This window comes from Streptomyces sp. bgisy130, assembly GCF_057708345.1.
The window spans coordinates 116,712-135,827 of sequence record NZ_JBYISA010000009.1 but is presented as its reverse complement, the minus strand read 5'-3'; the positions used below and the strand labels follow the sequence as shown (position 1 = coordinate 135,827).

Here is a 19,116-nt window from a genome sequence, read left to right as displayed (position 1 = left end):
CTGTGGACGAGCCGCGCAGCGGGTGCGTCGCGGCAGGTGCCGGGAGGTGCCCGGAGGTGCTGCCGAGAGGTGCCGTCTTGCGGTTGCGGCTTCGTTGTGGCTGGTCGCGCAGTTCCCCGCGCCCCCTTCGGGGCGGCTCAGTCGCCGCCGGGGGTGTGCGGGGGCTCCTGGTAGGACGTCAGGTAGGCGGAGACCACCACGATCACGTGAGCCGTCTCGCCGCCGTCCGGCCGGCCGGAGGCGTCGGCGGGGCTGTTGTCCTCGGTGATCAGGCGGAGTTCGGAGCGGCCGCGGTCGTGGGCGGCGTAGGCCCGGCGCGGGTCGAAGCGGTGGCGGTCGTAGAGCTGGACGTCCTCGATGGTGAAGCTAGCGGTGCTGCCGTCGGCGCGCTGGACGTCCATCCGCTCCCCCGGCTTGAGTTGGGACAGGCGGTGGAAACCGGCCCGTGGGGCGCCGGGGCCGCGGAGGGCGTCCGCCCGGGCCACGAGCAGCGCCGCGCCCGCCTCGCCCGGCCGCGGCCCCCCGGCGTACCAGCCGACGGGCTGCGGTGAGGTGTACGGGGGCGGGGTGAGGAGGCCGTCCCCGTCGAGGCCGCTTCCAGTGATTCCGGCCTCCCGTACGCCGAGCGCGTGGAGGGTGATCCGGACGGGCCGTGCGGTGGTCGCGGCAGGTACCGGGGCGTGCGCATGCGGAGGCGCCTGCCGGCCCAACGGGCGGCCTGCGGCGGCCACATCACCGGTCGTGGCGAGCTGCGCGGCCACCTCGTCCGCCAGATCACGGCCCCACAACCACAGCCCCAACAGCAACACCGCCCAGGCCACACCGCCCATCAGGCGGGCGGGGCGGTGGGCGGTTGCGTTGAGCGCCTTACGGGTGCCGTGAGTGCCATGGGTGCCGGACGCGCGGGAGGCGCCAGGCCCTCTGGGCGCGGCCGCCACGGCCCTCGTGCCGTCCCCGTTGCCGTCCCTGGTGCCGTCCCCGTTGCCGTCCCCATTGCCGTCCGGGCCGAATACGCCGGATCTGGCCGTCACCCCGACCGCGCTCGACCGCCCGTCCTCGTCAGCGCTCATCGGCGTCGCCCCGCCGCTCGCGGCGCAGTCTCAGCCGGAGCCGGAGCAGCTGCCCCGCGATGACCAGGATGGCGCCACCGGCCAGCACCAGGCCCACGGCCGAGGTACTGCTCAGCTCACGGTTCGAGGTGGCTTTGGCTTCCTTGGCGGCGTTGGCGGCGTTGGTGGCGTTGGTGGTGTTGGCGGCTCGGGGGGCGGGAGAGGCCGGATAGGTGCCTGGCACCCAGCCGGAGCGGACGGTGGCCGGCGCGGCGGTGCCGCTGGTGGCCCGCGAGGTGTCCGCGCCGCGGGAGGCGGGGGTGACCTGGACCGTTGCGGTTCCAGTGGCGCGATCGTCCGCGCCGTACGCGGCCGCCGGCGCCGTTGTCACCGCGCACGCCGCGACCGCGGCACAGAGAGCAAGTTGCCGTGAGCGCATGGTGAACCTCCGATACCTCCGAAGGTCCGCCCCCGCGCGCCCGGCCGCATCCGGTGCGGTCCGAGGCTGCGCCGTTCGGGTGGGGCGCCTGGGCCACCGGCCCGATCACACCAAGCCAGGCCGCCCCACCCACCCCGCTCACACCAGGTCGATGAGATCCGCGATCGAGTCCACCACACGGGACGGCCGGTACGGGTGCCGTTCGACTTCCTCGGGGCGGGTGAGCCCGGTCAGGACGAGGAAGGTCTCCATGCCCGCCTCCAGGCCGGCCACCACATCGGTGTCCATCCGGTCGCCGATCATCGCGGAGGTCTCGGAATGGGCGCCGATGACGTTCAGCCCGTGCCGCATCATCAGCGGGTTGGGCTTGCCGACGAAGTACGGGTCGATGCCCGTCGCCTTGGTGATCAGCGCGGCCACCGAACCGGTCGCGGGCAGCGCGCCCTGCGGGGAGGGGCCGGTCTCGTCGGGGTTGGTGGCGATGAACCGGGCCCCGTCGTTGATCAGCCGGATGGCCTTGGTCAGGGCCTCGAAGCTGTAGGTGCGGGTCTCTCCGAGGACCACGTAATCCGGGGCGTGGTCGGTCAGCACGTAGCCGATGTCGTGCAGGGCGGTGGTCAGGCCGGCCTCGCCGATGACGTAGGCGGTGCCGCCGGGGCGCTGGTCGTCCAGGAACTGGGCGGTGGCCAGCGCGGAGGTCCAGATCGACTCCCATGGGACGTCCAGGCCGATGCGGTTCAGCCGGGCGTGCAGATCACGCGGGGTGTAGATGGAGTTGTTGGTCAGCACGAGGAAGGGTTTGCCCGATTCGCGCAGCCGCTTGATGAAGGCGTCCGCCCCGGGAACCGGAATGCCCTCGTGCATCAGGACGCCGTCCATGTCGGTGAGCCATGACTCGATCGGCTTGCGCTCTGCCACTGCCGGACTCCTGCCGTGCGTGATGACCAGGGGCGCCGACCGCCTCCCGCACGCGCCGTGGACCACACGAGGCAACCCACGCGTCGTACGTACGGCCGACGCCCCCACCCTAAGTCAGCCCCCGTACCCCTGACCCTGGTGATCTCTCCGGTCTTGGCCAGGCAGGCGGCTCAGCCCCCCGTGGCCTCCCGCCAAGCCTCCACATAGGAGTCCAGGTTCTTGTCGAGGTCGTTCCAGTCCGGGTGGAAGATGTCGACGTTCTTCATGATCTTGGCGAGTTCGGCGGCGTGGGGGTCGGTGGCCTTGATGTCTTTGCGGGCGGTGAAGCCGCCGCCCACTGCGGAGACCTGGCGCTGGACGGGGGCGGAGAGCCCCTTGATCCCGTCCCCGGCCGGGCGCCAGCGGCGGGCGGACGGGACGGCTCCCGGCCCCCTCACCGCGCCACGGTGACCCCCCGCGCCCCGAACAGCGGCGCCAGCACCAGCTCCGCCGCCCCGTCCGCGACCACCCGCGCGCCGCCCCGGGCCAGCGCCACCGGGACCGCGGCCCTGCCACGGGCCCGTGCCTGGCCGCCGAGCGCCTCGGCCACCCCCGCCCGGAACCCGTCGGGGTTCTCCAGTACGGTGCGCCCGCCGAGCAGCACCCGGTCGATGTCCAGCAGCTCGACGAGGTTGGCGGCGCCCGCCCCCAACACCGCGGCCGCGCCCGGCAGATCGCCGCGGGCCACCGCCGCCAGGCACAGCGCCTCGATGCAGCCGCGCCGTCCACAGCCGCAGCGCGGCCCGTCCCACTGCACGGTCTGGTGCCCGAACTCCCCGGCGCCGGTACGCGGGCCGCGGTAGAGGCTGCCGCCCAGGACGAGCCCGGCGCCGAGACCGGTCCCCAGATGCAGATACCCGAACGAGCCGGCGCCGGCCGGCATCCCCTGGGCCAGGCCGAGTGCGGCCGCGTTGGTGTCCTTGTCGAGGACGACGGGCAGACCGAGGCGTTCGGCGAGCGCGTCCCGCAGCGGGAAGCCGTCCCACTGCGGTGCGCCGGTGACCCGGTGCAGTACCCCGGCGGCGTGGTCCAGCGGCCCCGGGCAGGCCACCCCGGCGCCCAGCACCGGCGGCCCGCCGGCCTCCGCGCGCAGCGCCGCGACCTCCCGTACGGCGGTGTCGAGCACCGGCCCGGCGCCCGCCTCGAAGGCGAGCGGGGCGCGGCGTACGGCGACGGCGGCGCCGGTGAGATCGGCGAGTACGGCGATCAGCTCATCACGGTCCAGGTGCAGCCCGACCGCGTGCCGGGCGCCGGGCACCAGCCGCAGGACGGTGGCGGGCTTCCCGCCCGTGGACGCGCGGCGCCCCGCCTCGACGGCCAGCCCCTCGGCCCGCAGCCGCGCGGTGATCTTGCTGACGGCCTGCGGGGTCAGCCCGGTGTCCGCGGCGAGCTCCAGCCGACTGAGCCCCTGCCCACCGGCCGCCCGGAGCAGCCCGAGTACGAGGGCGGCATTGTGGCCACGGAGGGCGGGGAGGTTGGCGCCTGGATTGGCGGGGGTGGCCGGGGTGCCGGGGGCGGCCGGGGTGCCGGGGGTGGCCGGGGTGCCGGGGGTGGCGCGCGGAGGCCCGGCCGCCGCCGCGGCGCCCGGAGCGCCGCCGCCGTCCCGCTCTCCGGCCCGCCCCCGGCCGATGTCATCGCTGCTCACCCACCCATTGTCCGCATCGCTTGCACTTTGGCAACAGCGTTGCTTAAGTGGAGCGCATGAGCAGCGAGACGAGCGACTCCACCGGCACCCCCGCCCCCCATGGCCCGCTCCGCGTCGGCCTCATCGGCTACGGCCTGGCCGGCTCGGTCTTCCACGCCCCCCTGATCGCGGCCACCGACGGCCTGCGGCTCGACCTCGTCTCGACCTCCGACCCGGAACGGCAGACGCAGGCCCGCGCCGAGCACCCCCAGGTCCGTACGGTCGACACCCCCCAGGCGGTGCTGGACCGCGCCGCGGACCTCGATCTGATCGTGCTGGCGTCGCCCAACAAGACCCATGTGCCGCTCGCCACCGCCACGTTGGAGGCCGGTCTGCCGGTGGTCGTCGACAAGCCGCTGGCCGCGACCGCCGCCGAGGCCGAGCGGCTCGCCGCGCTCGCCGACGACCGCGGCCTGCTGCTCTCCGTCTTCCAGAACCGCCGCTGGGACAACGACTTCCGCACCGTCCGCAAGCTGATCGAGGACGGCGCGCTCGGCGACGTCCAGCGCTTCGAGTCCCGCTTCGAGCGCTGGCGCCCGCAGCCCAAGGGCGGCTGGCGCGAGTCCGGCGACCCGGCGGAACTCGGCGGCCTGCTCTACGACCTCGGCAGCCACCTCGTCGACCAGGCACTGACCCTCTTCGGCCCGGTCGTCTCGGTCTACGCCGAGTCCGACATCCGGCGCCCGGGCGCGGAGGCCGACGACGACACCTTCCTCGCCCTCACCCACGCGAACGGCGTCCGCTCCCATCTGTGGGTGAGCGCCACAACCGCCATGCTGGGCCCGCGCTTCCGGGTCCTGGGCAGCCGGGCCGGCTATGTGAAGCACGGCCTGGACCCACAGGAGGCCGCCCTGCGCGAGGGCCTGCGGCCCGGCACCGACGGGGTGGAGTGGGGCGTGGAGCCGGAGTCCCGCTGGGGCCACCTGGGCGCCGGCTCGTCCCCACAGACCGGCGGCGGCGAGCGAGTACCGACCCTGCCGGGCGACTACCCCGCATACTACGCCGCGCTCGAACGAGCCCTCCGCGAGGGCGGACAGCCGCCGGTGACGGCCACCGAGGCCGCGGCCGCCCTGCGCGTACTGGAGGCCGCAAAGCGCTCCGCCGCCGAGGGCCATACGGTCCGGATCGAGGCACGCGCATGAGCCCGGCTGTCGAAAAATATGCGAATACGTAGCGCTCCCACAGGCCGGGGCGCCCGTGACCCGAAAGCCCCCAGCGGTCCAACCGTTGGGGGCGCGGACGGGCGGAAGTTCACACAAACAGGAGGGTGGTCTCCGCGAGAATGTCCCTGTTCAGTTCACTCTTGTAGATCAGGTCGATGCTGCCGAAACGGGCTTCGCTGTAGTCCAGTCCGAGTTCGGCCACGGCTGCGCGCACCGCCTGCTCCGAGGGACCCTCAACCTCCAGGAAGGTGGGCAGGTCGGGCCACGTATCCAGGTCGTACGTGACGTCGCCGAGCTGCCACTCCTCCCGGTAGTTCTGCTGGTAGCGCACCTGGCGCAAGCCGAGAGCCTTGAGGAGTTCAGCGGTCTTCTCCAGGTCGCTGACCTCGACTTCGATCTCCGTGGTGCCGTTGATGTGGGTGGCGTCTGTGACCTGCTTCAACGTGAGGGTGGTCTTGCCTCCCTCGTCCCGCAGTCGCAGCCACTGTTCCCCCTGCACGCTGTCGTTCTCGAAGATCAGGCGGGTGAACATGGTCCTGGGGAAGATCTGCTCCCCGCCGGCTGCCTTCAGCTGATCGCGCAGGTCGTCTACCTCGATCCCCAGAAACTTGGCCTCGTATTCGTGCTGTGCCATCTCTCTCCTCGTTGATCGTGAGGGGCTAAGCGGTCAGGTCGTGGTAATCCCGTTCGCGCAGCTTTCTGATCTCGCCGGCCACGCTGCTGGCGACGAACTCTTCGAGCGGTAGGCACAGGTCCATGCGCTGGATGCATACGCCAACGTGGAACCTCCCGCGCGGGTCACGGTAGAGACGAACGCCGTAGTAGCCCTCATGGCAATCCGTGTCGTTGTTGGTCGCGGTCTCCGGTCTGCCCCAGGCCTCGATGACCATGCGCTGGTGGTCGAGGCCCTGGAGTGGCATCTGAGGACGCCTGACGCGGAAGCGGGGGCGGGGCGCAGAACGCCCGCCTGTGGGTAGGTTCTGAGGGCTACCGCAGAACGGAGTTCATCGTGCCCCCGAGCATCGAAGAGCACACCGGCACCCGGATCGCCCGATACCGCAAGCAGCGCGGCCTTCTGCAACAGGGGCTGGCCCTACGCGCCAATGTCTCCAAGTCCCTGCTGTCAAAAGTGGAATGTGGGCAGAAGCCCGCCTCCCCGGCTTTCGTGGCGGCGTGTGCCCGCGCGCTCAGCGTCTCCACCTCCGACCTTCTGGGGCAGCCCTACGCCGACGAGTTGCGCCGGGACCGGATGGATGCACTGATACAGCCCATTCGCGAAGGGATGGAGAACTGGGACATCCCGCTCGACTGGCAGACGACTCCCCGTGCCGCTCCACTCATCCGGGCCGATGTACAACGCGCGCTCCTGCGGCGCCGCCAAGCGGAGTACACGGACATGGTTCGTGACCTGCCAGGGCTGATCGACGAGTCCGTCCAGGCCGTACACACCGCGTCGGGTGAGGAGCAACGGCAGGCGTACGAATGCCTTGCCGGAACATTTCGCTGTGTGTTCACCGTGGCCTGGAACTTTGGATATATCGACCTCGCCACGGTGGCGCTGGACCGTCTCGCCTGGACCGCCCCGCGCGCGGACGAGCCCGGCTTGGCCGCCATGCACGCCTATCTCCGCGCACAGACCACATTGTCGTCTGCCCGGTACGACGTCGGGATGCGCGTGATTGACGGGGCGCTGCGGGATCTTGACGGCCAAGGCGCACGCCGTCCCGCGGGTATCAAGGCCATGCAGGGGGTCATGCACCTACGGGCTGCCGTGATCGCGGGCAGGGCGAAAGACGGGGACCACGCAGACGCCCGGCTTGCCGAAGCCCGCGCCCTCGCCCAGGAGACAGGCGAGCTGCCGGATTACGGGGTCACTTGGGGACCCACGAACGTCGCGGTGCATTCCGTGGCCATCGCCTCGGAGCTGGACGAGTTCGGACGCGCCGTGGAACTCGCGCAGGACGTGCGTATCCCACGCGGCTGGACCCGTTCCCGGGCCGGTCACCACTGGATGGACCTCGCCAGGGCACACACCTGGGCAGACCAACCGGGGCAGGCGCTCGACTGTCTGCAACGTGCCCGACGGGCCGCTCCGCAACAGACGCGGTACCACCCCACCGTGCGGGAAACCGTGCTCGCTCTCAAACGACGTGAGCGGACACGGAGCGGGGGCCTGGCGCGGTACGCGGAGTGGATCGGCCTCTAGCCCACCTCACGGGTGGGAAGTTGCACGGTGCGGTGCAACTCCCCGTCGCCACCCGTCGGCAGTCTGACGTGTAGTCAAGACCCCGTGGCCGCGCCAACGGCCCAGGGCAGTCCCACGCTGAATGGAGCGTCGACGTGCCGCACGGTATCGCCCGGATCTTCGCCTCGCTGTTGCGCCGGTTACTTCCAGCACCAGGCCGCCCTCGGTCGACGAGGTGCGAGAGCGCGGTGACCGTATGACCAGCGGACCGCCGGATGTGGTGCGGCTGCTGCCGTGGACGGGGACGGATGGAAAACCGTGCTATCTCGTCGGGGACGGCACGGGCTATCTCTCCCGCATTGCCGACGACGCCGAGAGCACCCAACTGGACATGGCGGGAGAACTCCTCGATCAAGCAACGCGCATACTCATCGCACGCGCCTGGACGGCCGGCGAAATCCACCTGCTGGCACTTCAGTTGACCGAGTCGCTGCATGAGGTGAAACGGATCGCGGAGAGCCGGGGCGCCCGGCTGCCGGCGCCGGACCACGACGACACGCTGGATTTCGACGAGACCGCCGACGCGCCCCCCACCCCCCGCCCCCTCAGGCGCCCTTGAGTACCTGCCGCTGCCGCCCCAACCCCTCGATCTCCAGCTCCACGACATCGCCGGCCCGCAGATACGGCTTGGGGTCGGGGTGGCCCATGGCGACGCCGGCCGGGGTGCCGGTGTTGATGATGTCACCGGGGTAGAGGGTCATGAACCGGCTGACGTAGCGGACCACTTCGGCGACCGGGAAGATCTGCTCGGCGGTGGTGCCGTCCTGCTTCAGTTCGCCGTTGACCCAGAGTCGCAGGGCGAGGTTCTGCGGGTCGGGTACCTCGTCGGCGGTCACCAGCCAGGGGCCCAGCGGGTTGAAGGTCTCGCAGTTCTTGCCCTTGTCCCACTGGCCGCCGCGCTCGATCTGGAAGGCGCGTTCGGAGACGTCGTGCGCCACGGCATAGCCGGCCACCGCGGCCAGCGCCTGTGCGTCGGTCTCCAGGTAGCGGGCGGTCCGGCCGATGACGACCGCCAGCTCCACCTCCCAGTCGGTCTTCACGCTGTCCCGGGGGACCAGCACGGTGTCGTCGGGGCCGACGACGGTGTCCGGGGCCTTCATGAAGAGGATCGGCTCCGCGGGGGTCGCGGCGCCCGTCTCCCGGGCGTGGTCGTGGTAGTTCAGCCCGATGCAGACGATCTTGCCGATCCGGGCCACCGGCGGGCCGGTGCGCAGCCCGGCCGCGTCGAGATGCGGCAGCTCGCGGGAGGCGGCGGCGGTGCGGATCCTCGCCAGCTTTTCCGCGTCGGCGAGGAGTGCGCCGTCGATGTCCGGCACCAGGCCCGACAGGTCCCGCAGGGTCCCGTCCTCGTCGAGCAGCGCCGGGCGTTCCGTCCCCACCGTTCCGACACGCAGCAGCTTCATCGGTTCCTCTCCCGTGGTCGAAGGTCGGCCCGGAAGGGGTCTCCCGGGCCGGCCGATGGGGGACGGCCATCGAGCGATTTGGCTGATCGTCCAAGAACGGGGTCCGGTCCGCAAGACCCCGTTCACGGACTGGACCGTTACTGGGAGGTAGTGGCGATGTGCGGGGCGGGAGCCCTGCCGCCGGACCGCGGAGCCGGCTCGCCGGCCGGGCGGGATCAGGCCCCGGAGGTGGCCTCGGAGGTGCCCCGCGCCTGCGAGTTGGCCCTGGCGCGGGCCGCCCGCTGCCGGGCCGCGCGGCTCTTGGGCGCGCGCCGGTCCGCCCGCTGCTGCGCCGGGCGGGAACCTTCACCCGGCGCCCCGTCCGCCGCGGCGGACCCCGGCGCCACTGCCGCTCCCGCTGCCGCTGCCGCCGCCGTGGACGACTGCCCCACGGCGGGGGCCGCCTTCCCCTTCGCCGCAGCCGCCTTCCCCTTCCCCGGTGCGGCCGCCGCGGCCGCCGCGCCCGCCTCCGCCGCGCCGCGCCCCCGCTCCCGGTGCAGCAGCGCCCGCTCGCACGCCGTCCAGGTCGTCGTCGTGACCATGTAGAGCCCGGCGGCCAGCGGCACCACCGCCACCGTGATCAGTGTGCCGAAGGACAGCAGCGGCATCACCTTGGCCATCGAGGCCATCCCGGGCATCGCGGCGTTGCCCGCGGCCGGCTGCGGGGCCTTGGCCATCGTGGCGCGGGCCCGCCGGAAGTTCCAGGTGGCGACCGCGGCGACCAGCACGAAGAGTCCGACGTAGACCAACCCCTGCGGCCCGAAGACGCCGCCGTCGGCGAGTGCCTCGGTCCAGTGGCCGCCGAGCGGCGCACCGAGCAGCGTGTGGTCGAGGAGGTCTCCGCCGCCGGTCGAGAACAGGTGGTACATCACGAAGAAGACGGGCAGTTGCAGCAGCGTCGGCAGACAGCCGGCGAGGGGTGAGGAGCCCGTCTCGGCATACAGGTCGGCCATCGCCTTCTGGAGCCGCTCGGGGTTGCCCTTGTGCTTGCGCTGGAGCTCGGCGAGCTGCGGGGCGAGTGCCGTACGGGCCTTCTCGCCGCGGGCCGCGGCGCGGGCGAGGGGGTGCAGCGCGGCGCGGACCCCCAGGGTGAACAGAATGATGGCGGCGGCCATGGCCGCGGTGCCGAAGAGCGGGGCGATCGCCTGGGCGCCGTGCGCCAGCGCCTCGCCGAGGAAGCCGAACATGGACATGGGTGAGCCCTCCACGGGTCTCGTCGTGCCGGGATGTGGATTCGGCGTGACGAGCCGCGCGGACGCGGAACGAGCGGTACGGGGACCGGACCGGTGCGCCTACGCGGCCGTCGGGAGGGGACGGCCCGGGGCTCGGGGGCGCGGGCGGCCGGCCGCGTCGGGATCACGTTGGGGCAGGAAGGCCGTACGCCGCTCGCGGTCGCGGATGGCCGTACGGATCCGCCCGGGGGGCATCGGCCGGGCCGAGCCCGCGATCAGGAAGGCGCGGCACAGGAGCAGCAGCGCGGTGGTGGTCGCGGCGGCGGTCAGGGCCGTGGTCAGGCCGGTCTGGGTGAGCAGGAAGCCGGCGAGGACGAAGAGGAGCGCTGAGGTGTACAGGCGCCACGCATCGGCGATGCGGTACATCCGGCGCCCTCCTCAGGTTGTCCGGTCGTCACAACTTGTCGTCTTCCGCTCAAGAGTAGCCACATCTCTGGGCAGCCGGGAGGCCGGCCGGTAGCTTGCGCCCTCTCTGCCGTCGGGGGCGGCGGGGAGCAGGGGGAAATCAAGGGGGAACACCTAGGAGGTGCTGTGCGCGACATCAGCGTCCCGGCCCTGGCGGCTCCACTACGGAGCGGCGGTCTTGCCGACTCCGTCTTCGACACCGCCGTCCACCAGCCGGATTTCGCTCAGCTCGCCCGCCGTGACGACCACACACCCGGCGACTGGCAGGAGGTATCGGCGGCGGAATTCCGTGACGAGGTCATGGCCCTGGCCAGGGGGCTGCTGGCGGACGGGATACGGCCCGGCACCCGGGTCGCGCTGATGTCCCGTACGCGCTACGAGTGGACCTTGTTCAGTTATGCGCTGTGGGCGATCGGCGGGCAGCTCGTCCCGGTCTATCCGACCGCCTCGGCCGAGCAGCTGCGCGGCATCCTCGCCGGGGCGAAGGTCACCGCGATCGTCGTGGAGAACGAGGCACAGGCGATGACCGTGGCGGAGGCCTGCGACGCACGGGCCACGCTGCGCCGGCTGTGGCAGCTGGACCTGGACTGCGTCCGGCGGCTGACGGAGGAGGGCACCCGGCTGACCGAGGCCGATGTGCACCGGCTGCGGCACGCGGTCGGCCCGGGTGACATCGCGGCGATCGTGTACACGTCGGGGACCACCGGCCGCCCGCGCGGCTGCGTGATCACCCACGCCAATCTCGCCGCGGGGTGCGACACCCTCTACGCGGGCTGGGGCGGGCTGCTGGCCGCGCCCGGCGAACGCCCTTCGCTGCTGGCCTTCCTGCCGTTCGCGCACATCTACGGGCTGATGGTGCAGGTGGCGTGTCTGCGCGGCGGGGTGAAGCTCGCCCATCAGCCCGATGTCACCTCGGACGAACTGCTGCCGGCGCTCGCCTCGTTCCGTCCGACGTTCCTGTTCGCGGTGCCGTACGTCTTCGAGAAGATCTGCGCCCGCGCCCGGCAGGCCGCGGAACAGGCGGGCCGGCGGCGGACGTTCGACGCGGCGATGACGGTGGCGGTGCGCTACGCGGAGGCCCTCGCGGCGGAGGCGCAGGGAACCGGGCGCGGCCCCGACCCGTTCCTGCGGGCCCGGCACGCGCTCTACGACCGGCTGGTGTACTCCCGCATCCGGGAGCTGCTGGGCGGCCGGGTGCGCACCGCGGTCTCCGGCGGCTCACCGCTGTTGCGGGAGCTGGGACTGCTCTTCGCCGGCGCCGGGATCACCGTCTACGACGGCTACGGCCTGACGGAGACCAGCGGCGCGATCACCGTACAGCCGCCCGGCCGGGTGCGCTTCGGGACGGTGGGCATGCCGCTGCCGGGCAGCGCGGTGCATCTGGCGCTGGACGGCGAGGTGTGGGTGCGCGGCGCGGTGGTCTTCGCCGGCTATCTCGACGAGGACGGCGCACCGGACAGCGGGCTGTACGACGGCTGGCTGGCGACCGGCGACCTGGGGCACCTGGACGAGGACGGCTATCTCGTCATCACCGGCCGCAAGAAGGACATCATCATCACCAGCAACGGCAAGAGCGTGGCCCCGCAGGGGCTGGAACAGCGGCTGTGCGCCCATCCGCTGATCTCGCAGTGCGTGGTGGTCGGCGACAACCGGCCGTATGTGACCGCGCTGATCACGCTGGACCCGGAGGCCCTGGAGCACTGGCACCACCTGCGCGAGGAGCCGGGCGCCGACAGCGGGGCGCCGACGCCGGAGGAGCAGCTCCAGGCGGAGGTGCGGCGGGCGGTGGCACGGGCGAACGCGTCGGTGTCCCGGGCCGAGTCGATCCGCGCGTTCCGGGTGCTGCCGGGCGAATTCAGCCAGGAGGCCGGGCTGGTGACCCCGTCGCGGAAGCTGCGGCGGGCGGCGATCGTAGGGCGCTACGCGGCCGAGATCGACGCCCTGTACGCCCAGGGGCGGCGCGAGGAGCCCGAGACCCGCCAGGACCGGCGCAGATGGGCGGCGGCGGGTCTCTACGCGCGCTGAGAGCGCAGGACGAGGCCAACCTCTGGACGGGCCCGGCCGGGCATACGGCAGCCGGCGCACGTCACCCGTATCCGGCCGGGCCCGCCCGCGGCACCGTAGCAGTGCCGCGGCGGGCCCGGTCTTTATTTGTCCAGGGGTGAGGACCCACGTCCGCAGGCCTGTTGGGGCACTTAGCGTCCGGTGGCATTCACGTACGGACGAACCGGGAGGCCGTGTGCGGTCCATCCTCAGCAATTCCGCAACATCCGGGCGGACCATCGCCACCGGACTGGTCGTGGCCGCCCTCGTGGCCACGCTCGCGGCGCTGCTGCTGCCCGTCCAGCTCTTCGGTGAGACGGCATCCGCGGCGACCAACACCGTCACCTACGACGATGACGGCGGCGGCACGGTGAACACCCGCTACGGTCCGCTGACCGCCATGGACCGGGACTTCGTGCGCAAGGTCAGACTGGCCGGCCTGTGGGAACTGCCCGCGGGCCGCCAGGCGCAGGAGCGCGGGCAGACCGCGGCGGTCCGCAGCGCCGGCGCCATTCTCGTCGCCGGGCACACCGAGCTGGACCGCAGGTCGATCGAGGCCGGGCGGGCGCTGGGCGTCTCCCTGCCCAACCAGCCCAACGCCGATCAGCAGGGCTGGCTGGCCCAGATGAACGCCGCCCAGGGCGACGACTTCGCCCCGACGTTCGCCGAGCTGCTGCGCCGCGCCCACGGCAAGGTCTTCGGCCTGGTGGCCCTGGTCCGCGACCAGACCAAGAACTCGATGGTGCGCTCCCTGGCGAACCGGGCCAACGTCGTCGTCCTGAGCCACATCACGGCGCTGGAGAAGACCGGTGGCGTCGACTTCGACACGCTGCACAGCAGCTAGGCCCCGGAGCTCTGACATGTCACGGCGGCGCGGCCGACGGCCCGGACGGCGGCGGACTCCCCCGCCCACCGCGGGGGACGCCCCGCGCCCACCACCACCCGCGACCCGGAAGAAACGACACCCGCACCAACCGACACCCCTCACATCGGACGAAGCGAAGTGATCTCATGAGGCAACGGCAACAAGCCCATAAACGCTCGCGTTTGACGAACAGAATGCTGATCGGCGCCACCGCCCTGCTGCTGGGCGGGGGTGGCCTGGCCGCCTACGCCACCACGGCGCTGGCCGGCAACAGCACAACGGACGCGGCGGCGGGCCACTCCCAGCACACCGCGAGCGCCTTCACGCTCTCCTGCCCCGATGTGGGCGAGCGGCTGCGCCAGGTACCCCGTAGCGCCAAGCTCCCGGTCTCCAAGGGGCTGTCGGCGCTCGACAAGCAGGTGCACGACGCGTACCACAAGATGATGGGCGGCACCGGCGACAGCGTCCTCAACGGGCTCAAGACACAGCGGGAGAAGACCATCAGGATGATGGTCACCGCGATCTCCAAGGACGCCAAGCGTCCCGGCTACCTGCTCAAGATGAGCGGCTGCACCATGAAGCCGGTAGACGAGGGCGCGGGCGCCGGCGGCAACGACTCCACGAAGTCCGTGCAGGACGGCTGGTATCAGGGCCAGACCCCGCAGAACCAGACGCAGGGGCAGACCCAGGGCCAGACCCAGGACCCCGGTCAGGTGCAGGGCCAGGACCCGGGCCAGGCGCAGGACGGCGGGCAGCAGCAGGGCCAGCCCGGCGGACCGTCCCCCGACGACTTCGTCGACATCAACAACGTCCAGCCGAACGCGGACGCCCCGCCGTTCGCCGCCCCCCAGGGCGGCAACGCCTCGACCGGCACCTTCACCACCGAGTGCGGCCGCAATGAGGACGGCCACTTCAACTCCGACAACGTCATCGTGACGCCGGGCGTCAGCAACGGCGCCCACCACACCCACGACTACGTCGGCAACAAGGCCACCGACGCCTTCGCCGACGACAACAAGCTCGCCGCCTCCGACACCACCTGCGACAACGGCGACCAGTCCACCCACTACTGGCCGGTGCTGCGCAAGCTCGACGGCAACGCGGAGCAGAAGCCGGGCGCCGCGCAGGACGCCAACGTCGGCACCACGCTGACGCCGGCGACGGTGACCCTGACCTTCCGGGGCAGCCAGTCCGGCCAGGTCGAGGCGATGCCGCGGTTCATGAAGATCATCACCGGCGACGCCAAGGCGTTCACCAACGGCACCAAGAACGCCAACGCCTCCTGGAGCTGCACCGGCTTCGAGGACCGGCAGCTGAAGGACAAGTACCCGCTGTGCCCGGAGGGCTCGCAGGTCGTGCGCACCTTCGCCTTCCAGAACTGCTGGAACGGCCGGGACATCGACAGCGGCAACCACCGTGACCACGTGACGTTCTCGGACCAGAACGGCAACTGCCCCAGCGGCTTCAAGGCGATCCCGCAGCTCGTCCAGCGGATCACCTACGACGTCCCGCAGGGCCAGAGCTTCGCGGTGGACAGCTTCCCCGAACAGCTGCACAAACCGGTGACCGACCACGGTGACTTCATCAACGTGATGCCGGACCAGCTGATGAGCAAGGCGGTCGACTGCATCAACAACGGCCAGGAATGCACCTGACGGGGCGGCGGCCCTGAGGGCTACGGCTCTCAGGGCCGCCTACGGCCCTCAGGGCTACGGCCCTCAGGCCCCTTAGGGGAGACGTCCCCTAAGGGGCCGCTGGGCCCCCTGGACCCGACAACGCAGTGGCCCCGTCCCGGATTCCCGGGGCGGGGCCACTGTTCTGCGCCGAGGGGCTGGTGTGGTGCCGGCGGTACGCCGTCGGACCGGCCGGCGGTCAGCTCAAGGGGCGCGGTGGTTCATCCGTCGGTCCCTCAAAGGCCGTTGACGCGGGCCTCACGGGCCATGCCGAGCGGGCGTATGGAGGATGCGACGGCGCGGGCGCGGCGGCCGGCCCGTGCGCGGTAGCTGCGGACATGGGCCATCAGACGCCGGCTGCGCAGCGCCATCTCCAGCTCGAAGCGGGTCCGCGGATCACGCAGCACCGGCCCGAAGAGCTTCTCGATCTGGCGCAAGCGGTACCGGACCGTCTGCGGGTGCACATGCAGCAGCTTCGCCGCCTCAGGGGCGCCTCCGCCCTCCAGCCACGCCAGCAGCGTGACTTCGAGCCGTTCGCTCTGCCGGGGCGTCAGCTCCTCCAGCGGGCCGAGCCAGCGGGACGTCAGCGCGTCCGCCAGCGACTCGTCCTGGAGCAGCAGGAGCGCCGAGAGATGGTCGTCGACGAACGCGGGCCGCGACTCCGGGCCGACCCGGCTCGGGGCCAGCGTCAGCAGATACCGGGCCCACCGCAGCGAGGACGCCGTGTCGGTGGCCGGCACCACGTGCCCGACCGCCGCCGGGCGGCCCTTGAGCGCCGCCTCCAGGCGGGCCCGGGTCTGGGTGGCCGGGTCGGGGACGAACAGACAGGTGTAGCCCTCGACATTGCCGATGAGGGCGTGCCCCAGCGCCGCGGCGAGTTGCGGCGCCTCGGCGGGGGTGGCGAGCACGACGGCCTGGAGGGTGTCGGGCACCGGCCAGCCCGCGGCGCGGGCCAGCTCGTGCAACCCCTCCTCGGGCACCTCGCGTTGGCCGGCGAGCACGTCGAACAGGTCCTGGCGGGCCCGGGCCACCGGCATCGGAGTGACAACTGAGGGTACTGCCGGAGGTTTACTTTCCGACTCTTTTTGGTACCCCAGAACTGTCAGCAAGGCCTGTTCAAGCGCCCAATGTGCGTCTTCTACGGGAGTATCCCCGAGAAGTGCGGACAATGCGGGAAATCCGCGTTGCAACTCCGCGACCAACTTCTCGGCGAGATCCGGGAGTTCATTTCTCACTACCCGGTTCCACTCGCCGCGGGGACGCGACCAGATGCGGTTCAGGAGATCACACATCGCTACCTCGATCCTGGCGGGGATGCGGCTGGTACAGGGGATTGGCGCTTCCCCGTGCGCCTGAGTCGGCATCATCCGGAGTCCCCCCGCGCGACCGCGATGCCAGTGCAGGAATTTGTCACAGCGCGATAAACCTTACGAAAGCCTGAACAGGTTCGGAGATGCTTTTGCACATCCGGATTACGGCCCTGCGTATCCACCTGGTTACAGAATGTTTAGTGTTACCGGGGGTCACCCGAACAAAAGCCACGGGCAAATACCACCCCCGGGAGATTTCATAGAAATTCGCATCCCGCACCCGTGCCCCGACACCGGGAGGTCCGATGTCCGCACCGCGTTTGCAGAGCCGCCGCGCCGCACACCGTGCCCGGCCCTCGCCTTCAGTGCCCCGCCCCCGGCGCCCTCCGAGCGAACCCGGCCCGCCGGACCGGCGGGCCCCCGGAGGCGGATTCGCCGGAACTGCCGTACTCCGTCCGGCGCTTCCGGCCGCACTGCTGCTCTTCCTCGCCGTCACGCTGCACTCCGGCGCGGCGGACACCCTGATGCGCTTCCTGGACTTCGGCGCCGGAGTCCTCGCGCTGGTCTCGCTGTCGGTCACCGTGCTGTGGGGCCTGGCCGCCACCGACCGCATGGTGCTGCACTCCGGGCACCGGCTGCTCGCCCAGGCCGTGCACCGCGGCACCGCGGTCGCCGGACTCGGCTTCCTCGGCCTGCACATCTGGGTGAAGATCGCCGAGGGCCACACCGGCGCCACGGCCGCCGCGGTGCCCTTCACCGACGGCGCCCGGCCCGGCCTCATCGGCCTCGGCACCCTCGCCGCCTACACGTTCATCGCCGTCGCGGTGACCGGCGCGGTACGCGGCGCCTTCACCGGCCTGTCCGGCGCCCGCTGGTGGCGGGCGCTGCACATGTGCGCCTACCTCGCCTGGGGCCTGGCCCTGGTGCACGGTCTCAAGTCCGGGCGCGCGGCGGCCGGCTGGGCCGTCGCCGGATACGCCATCTGCCTCACGGCGGTGGCCGTACGACTCGCCCTGCGGCTGCGCGACGCACGCAGGAACACAGGAGAACTCCCATGACCGCCCCCGCCCCCACCCAACTGCTGCCGGCTCTCGCCGAGACGGAGCCCGTACCGACGCTGGCGTCCTTCGGGCCGCCGCGGCTGCTGGCCGGCCTCGACGAGATACCCCGCATGGACCGGGTGGCCCACCTGTCCGGGCACGGCAGTCTCCCCCAGCTCACCCCTCAGGAGCTGGTGGCGCTGGCCGAGGACATCGATCTGCGCGGCCGCGGCGGCGCGGGCTTCCCCTTCGCCCGCAAGCTGACCGCGGTCATCGACGGGATGAAGCGGGCGGACGGAAAGGGCGCGGTGGTCGTCAACGGCAGCGAGGGGGAGCCCAGTTGCCTCAAGGACACCGCGCTGCTGCTGCACGCCCCGCATCTGGTGCTCGACGGCGCGCTGCTGGCCGCCGACGCGCTCGGCGCGCAGGAGGTCGCCCTGGGGGTGACCCGTACGGACGTGCTGAGCTCGGTGCAGCGGGCCATCGACGAACGCGGCCCGGTCCGGCCGACGTTACGGGTCACCCTGCTCACCGAACGGTTCGTCACCGGCGAGGGCTCGGCCATGACGAACGGGCTGGGCGGCGGCCCCGGGCTGCCCTCCGGCCGCAAGATCCGCTCCAGCGAGCGCGGGCTGAACGGTGTGCCGACCCTGCTGTCGAACACCGAGACCTACGCCCAGCTCGCGGTGGCCGCCCGCCTCGGCGCCCTCGGCTACCGCACCGCGGGCCTGCCCACCGAGCCCGGCACGCTGCTGCTGACGGTCGCCGGCAGCCGGGTCGTGGAGGTCCCCTACGGCGTCTCCCTGGCCCGGGTCCTGGCGCTGTGCGGCATGGACCAGGGGCAGGGCGTGCTGATCGGCGGCTACCACGGCACGTTCATCTCCCCCGCCGACGCGCTGACCGCGAACCTGTCGAAGGAGTCGCTGGCCGAGTACAACGCGGTGCTCGGCGCCGGGGCGGTGCTGCCGATCCCGTACGACACCTGTCCGGCGGGCGAGACGGTCCGCGTCGCCCAGTGGATGGCCGCCGAGTCGGCCGGCCAGTGCGGCCCCTGTGTGCTCGGCCTGCCCGCGCTCGCCGACCAGCTCGACCGCGCCGTACGGGGCGGCGGGGAGGCCGCCCTGGAGGCCGTGCAGACCCGGATGCGGGCCGTGGAGAAGCGCGGCGCGTGCAGCCATCCTGACGGCACCTCACGCTTTGTCGCCTCGGCCCTGCGGTCCTTCCCCGAGGAGTTCGAGCGGCACGCGAAGGGATTCGGCTGCGGCCGCCCGGTGACCGGTGCCCTGCCGGTCACCGGGAACCCGCCGCTGGCCGTCGCCGCCCCCGCGCCCACCCCCACTCGGACGCCCGCGCCGCCGCAGGAACGGCTGCTGATCGACTGGACGCTGTGCCGCGGCCACGGCCTGTGCGCCGATGTCGTGCCCGGCGTCGTGAAGCTCGGCGCGGACGGCTATCCGCAGTCCGCCAGCATGCCGCTGCCGGCCCGGATGCGGCGCCGCGCCCAGCTCGCGGTGCGCCGCTGCCCCGCGCTGGCGATGCGGGTACAGGGCGGCAACTGACCTACCGGGG

General features: G+C 72.2%; 19 protein-coding genes. 8 read left to right on the top strand and 11 right to left on the bottom strand.

Features of this window, described 5'->3' with window-relative positions:
• Positions 1 to 137 precede the first annotated feature (137 nt).
• The 5 genes from AC3EUV_RS15130 to AC3EUV_RS15110 form a co-directional block, all read right to left on the bottom strand.
• Positions 138 to 1,070 (bottom strand): sortase domain-containing protein, encoded by a 933-nt coding sequence (locus AC3EUV_RS15130; protein ID WP_435603119.1) that lies wholly within the window; start codon positions 1,068 to 1,070, stop codon positions 138 to 140.
• Entirely contained in the window at positions 1,060 to 1,488 is a 429-nt protein-coding gene (locus AC3EUV_RS15125; RefSeq protein WP_432140829.1) for a hypothetical protein, read from the bottom strand. The genes AC3EUV_RS15130 and AC3EUV_RS15125 overlap by 11 nt, the downstream gene beginning before the upstream one ends.
• Positions 1,489 to 1,626: 138 nt before the next feature.
• Complete coding sequence (locus tag AC3EUV_RS15120) at positions 1,627 to 2,406, bottom strand: HAD-IIA family hydrolase (RefSeq protein ID WP_432140830.1); 780 nt, start codon at positions 2,404 to 2,406, stop codon at positions 1,627 to 1,629.
• Positions 2,407 to 2,576: 170 nt separating this feature from the next.
• Positions 2,577 to 2,843 (bottom strand): hypothetical protein, encoded by a 267-nt coding sequence (locus AC3EUV_RS15115; protein WP_432140831.1) that lies wholly within the window; start codon positions 2,841 to 2,843, stop codon positions 2,577 to 2,579.
• Positions 2,840 to 4,090 carry an ROK family transcriptional regulator gene (locus AC3EUV_RS15110; RefSeq protein ID WP_435603118.1) on the bottom strand — a complete coding sequence of 417 codons (1,251 nt, stop codon included), beginning with the start codon at positions 4,088 to 4,090 and terminating at the stop codon, positions 2,840 to 2,842. Before AC3EUV_RS15110 ends, AC3EUV_RS15115 begins: the two co-directional genes overlap by 4 nt.
• Positions 4,091 to 4,146: 56 nt before the next feature.
• Between AC3EUV_RS15110 and AC3EUV_RS15105 the strand changes: the two genes are divergently transcribed.
• Entirely contained in the window at positions 4,147 to 5,271 is a 1,125-nt protein-coding gene (locus AC3EUV_RS15105) for a Gfo/Idh/MocA family oxidoreductase (protein ID WP_435603117.1), read from the top strand.
• Between the two features lie 109 nt (positions 5,272 to 5,380).
• Here AC3EUV_RS15105 and AC3EUV_RS15100 read toward each other — a convergent pair whose 3' ends face one another.
• Together AC3EUV_RS15100 and AC3EUV_RS15095 are read right to left on the bottom strand one after the other, a co-directional pair.
• Complete coding sequence (locus AC3EUV_RS15100) at positions 5,381 to 5,926, bottom strand: class IV adenylate cyclase (protein ID WP_435603116.1); 546 nt, start codon at positions 5,924 to 5,926, stop codon at positions 5,381 to 5,383.
• Between the two features lie 25 nt (positions 5,927 to 5,951).
• Positions 5,952 to 6,212, bottom strand: a complete 261-nt coding sequence (locus AC3EUV_RS15095) for a hypothetical protein (protein WP_488187968.1) — start codon at positions 6,210 to 6,212, stop codon at positions 5,952 to 5,954.
• A gap of 89 nt (positions 6,213 to 6,301) precedes the next feature.
• Between AC3EUV_RS15095 and AC3EUV_RS15090 the strand changes: the two genes are divergently transcribed.
• Entirely contained in the window at positions 6,302 to 7,498 is a 1,197-nt protein-coding gene (locus tag AC3EUV_RS15090; RefSeq protein WP_432140836.1) for a helix-turn-helix domain-containing protein, read from the top strand.
• Positions 7,499 to 7,733: 235 nt separating this feature from the next.
• Positions 7,734 to 8,096: a hypothetical protein gene (locus AC3EUV_RS15085; protein WP_432140837.1), complete on the top strand. Its 363-nt coding sequence runs from the start codon at positions 7,734 to 7,736 to the stop codon at positions 8,094 to 8,096.
• On the opposite strand, the gene AC3EUV_RS15080 is transcribed toward AC3EUV_RS15085, so the two are convergent.
• The 3 genes from AC3EUV_RS15080 to AC3EUV_RS15070 all read right to left on the bottom strand — a co-directional run bounded on the left by AC3EUV_RS15080 (position 8,083) and on the right by AC3EUV_RS15070 (position 10,577).
• Positions 8,083 to 8,940: a fumarylacetoacetate hydrolase family protein gene (locus AC3EUV_RS15080; RefSeq protein WP_435603114.1), complete on the bottom strand. Its 858-nt coding sequence runs from the start codon at positions 8,938 to 8,940 to the stop codon at positions 8,083 to 8,085. The genes AC3EUV_RS15085 and AC3EUV_RS15080 overlap by 14 nt on opposite strands.
• A 215-nt stretch (positions 8,941 to 9,155) precedes the next feature.
• The gene (locus tag AC3EUV_RS15075) at positions 9,156 to 10,172 is read right to left on the bottom strand and encodes a YidC/Oxa1 family membrane protein insertase (RefSeq protein ID WP_435603113.1); all 1,017 of its coding nucleotides are present in this window, start codon (positions 10,170 to 10,172) and stop codon (positions 9,156 to 9,158) included.
• Positions 10,173 to 10,271: 99 nt separating this feature from the next.
• Positions 10,272 to 10,577 carry a DUF6412 domain-containing protein gene (locus AC3EUV_RS15070; protein ID WP_432140840.1) on the bottom strand — a complete coding sequence of 102 codons (306 nt, stop codon included), beginning with the start codon at positions 10,575 to 10,577 and terminating at the stop codon, positions 10,272 to 10,274.
• A 165-nt stretch (positions 10,578 to 10,742) separates the two neighbouring features.
• Between AC3EUV_RS15070 and AC3EUV_RS15065 the strand changes: the two genes are divergently transcribed.
• From AC3EUV_RS15065 to AC3EUV_RS15055, 3 genes are all read left to right on the top strand, one after another.
• Complete coding sequence (locus AC3EUV_RS15065; protein WP_432140841.1) at positions 10,743 to 12,641, top strand: AMP-dependent synthetase/ligase; 1,899 nt, start codon at positions 10,743 to 10,745, stop codon at positions 12,639 to 12,641.
• 214 nt (positions 12,642 to 12,855) lie between these two features.
• Positions 12,856 to 13,503 (top strand): DUF4142 domain-containing protein, encoded by a 648-nt coding sequence (locus AC3EUV_RS15060; protein ID WP_435603112.1) that lies wholly within the window; start codon positions 12,856 to 12,858, stop codon positions 13,501 to 13,503.
• A 215-nt stretch (positions 13,504 to 13,718) separates the two neighbouring features.
• Positions 13,719 to 15,179: a DUF1996 domain-containing protein gene (locus tag AC3EUV_RS15055; RefSeq protein ID WP_435603164.1), complete on the top strand. Its 1,461-nt coding sequence runs from the start codon at positions 13,719 to 13,721 to the stop codon at positions 15,177 to 15,179.
• Between the two features lie 254 nt (positions 15,180 to 15,433).
• On the opposite strand, the gene AC3EUV_RS15050 is transcribed toward AC3EUV_RS15055, so the two are convergent.
• Positions 15,434 to 16,234, bottom strand: coding sequence for a PucR family transcriptional regulator (locus AC3EUV_RS15050; RefSeq protein ID WP_018091333.1), 801 nt, complete (start codon positions 16,232 to 16,234; stop codon positions 15,434 to 15,436).
• Positions 16,235 to 16,812: 578 nt separating this feature from the next.
• Here AC3EUV_RS15050 and AC3EUV_RS15045 point away from each other — a divergent pair.
• Together AC3EUV_RS15045 and AC3EUV_RS15040 are read left to right on the top strand one after the other, a co-directional pair.
• Positions 16,813 to 17,565 (top strand): hypothetical protein, encoded by a 753-nt coding sequence (locus AC3EUV_RS15045; RefSeq protein ID WP_387241770.1) that lies wholly within the window; start codon positions 16,813 to 16,815, stop codon positions 17,563 to 17,565.
• Positions 17,562 to 19,106, top strand: coding sequence for an NADH-ubiquinone oxidoreductase-F iron-sulfur binding region domain-containing protein (locus AC3EUV_RS15040; RefSeq protein WP_435603111.1), 1,545 nt, complete (start codon positions 17,562 to 17,564; stop codon positions 19,104 to 19,106). Before AC3EUV_RS15045 ends, AC3EUV_RS15040 begins: the two co-directional genes overlap by 4 nt.
• Positions 19,107 to 19,116 lie beyond the last annotated feature (10 nt).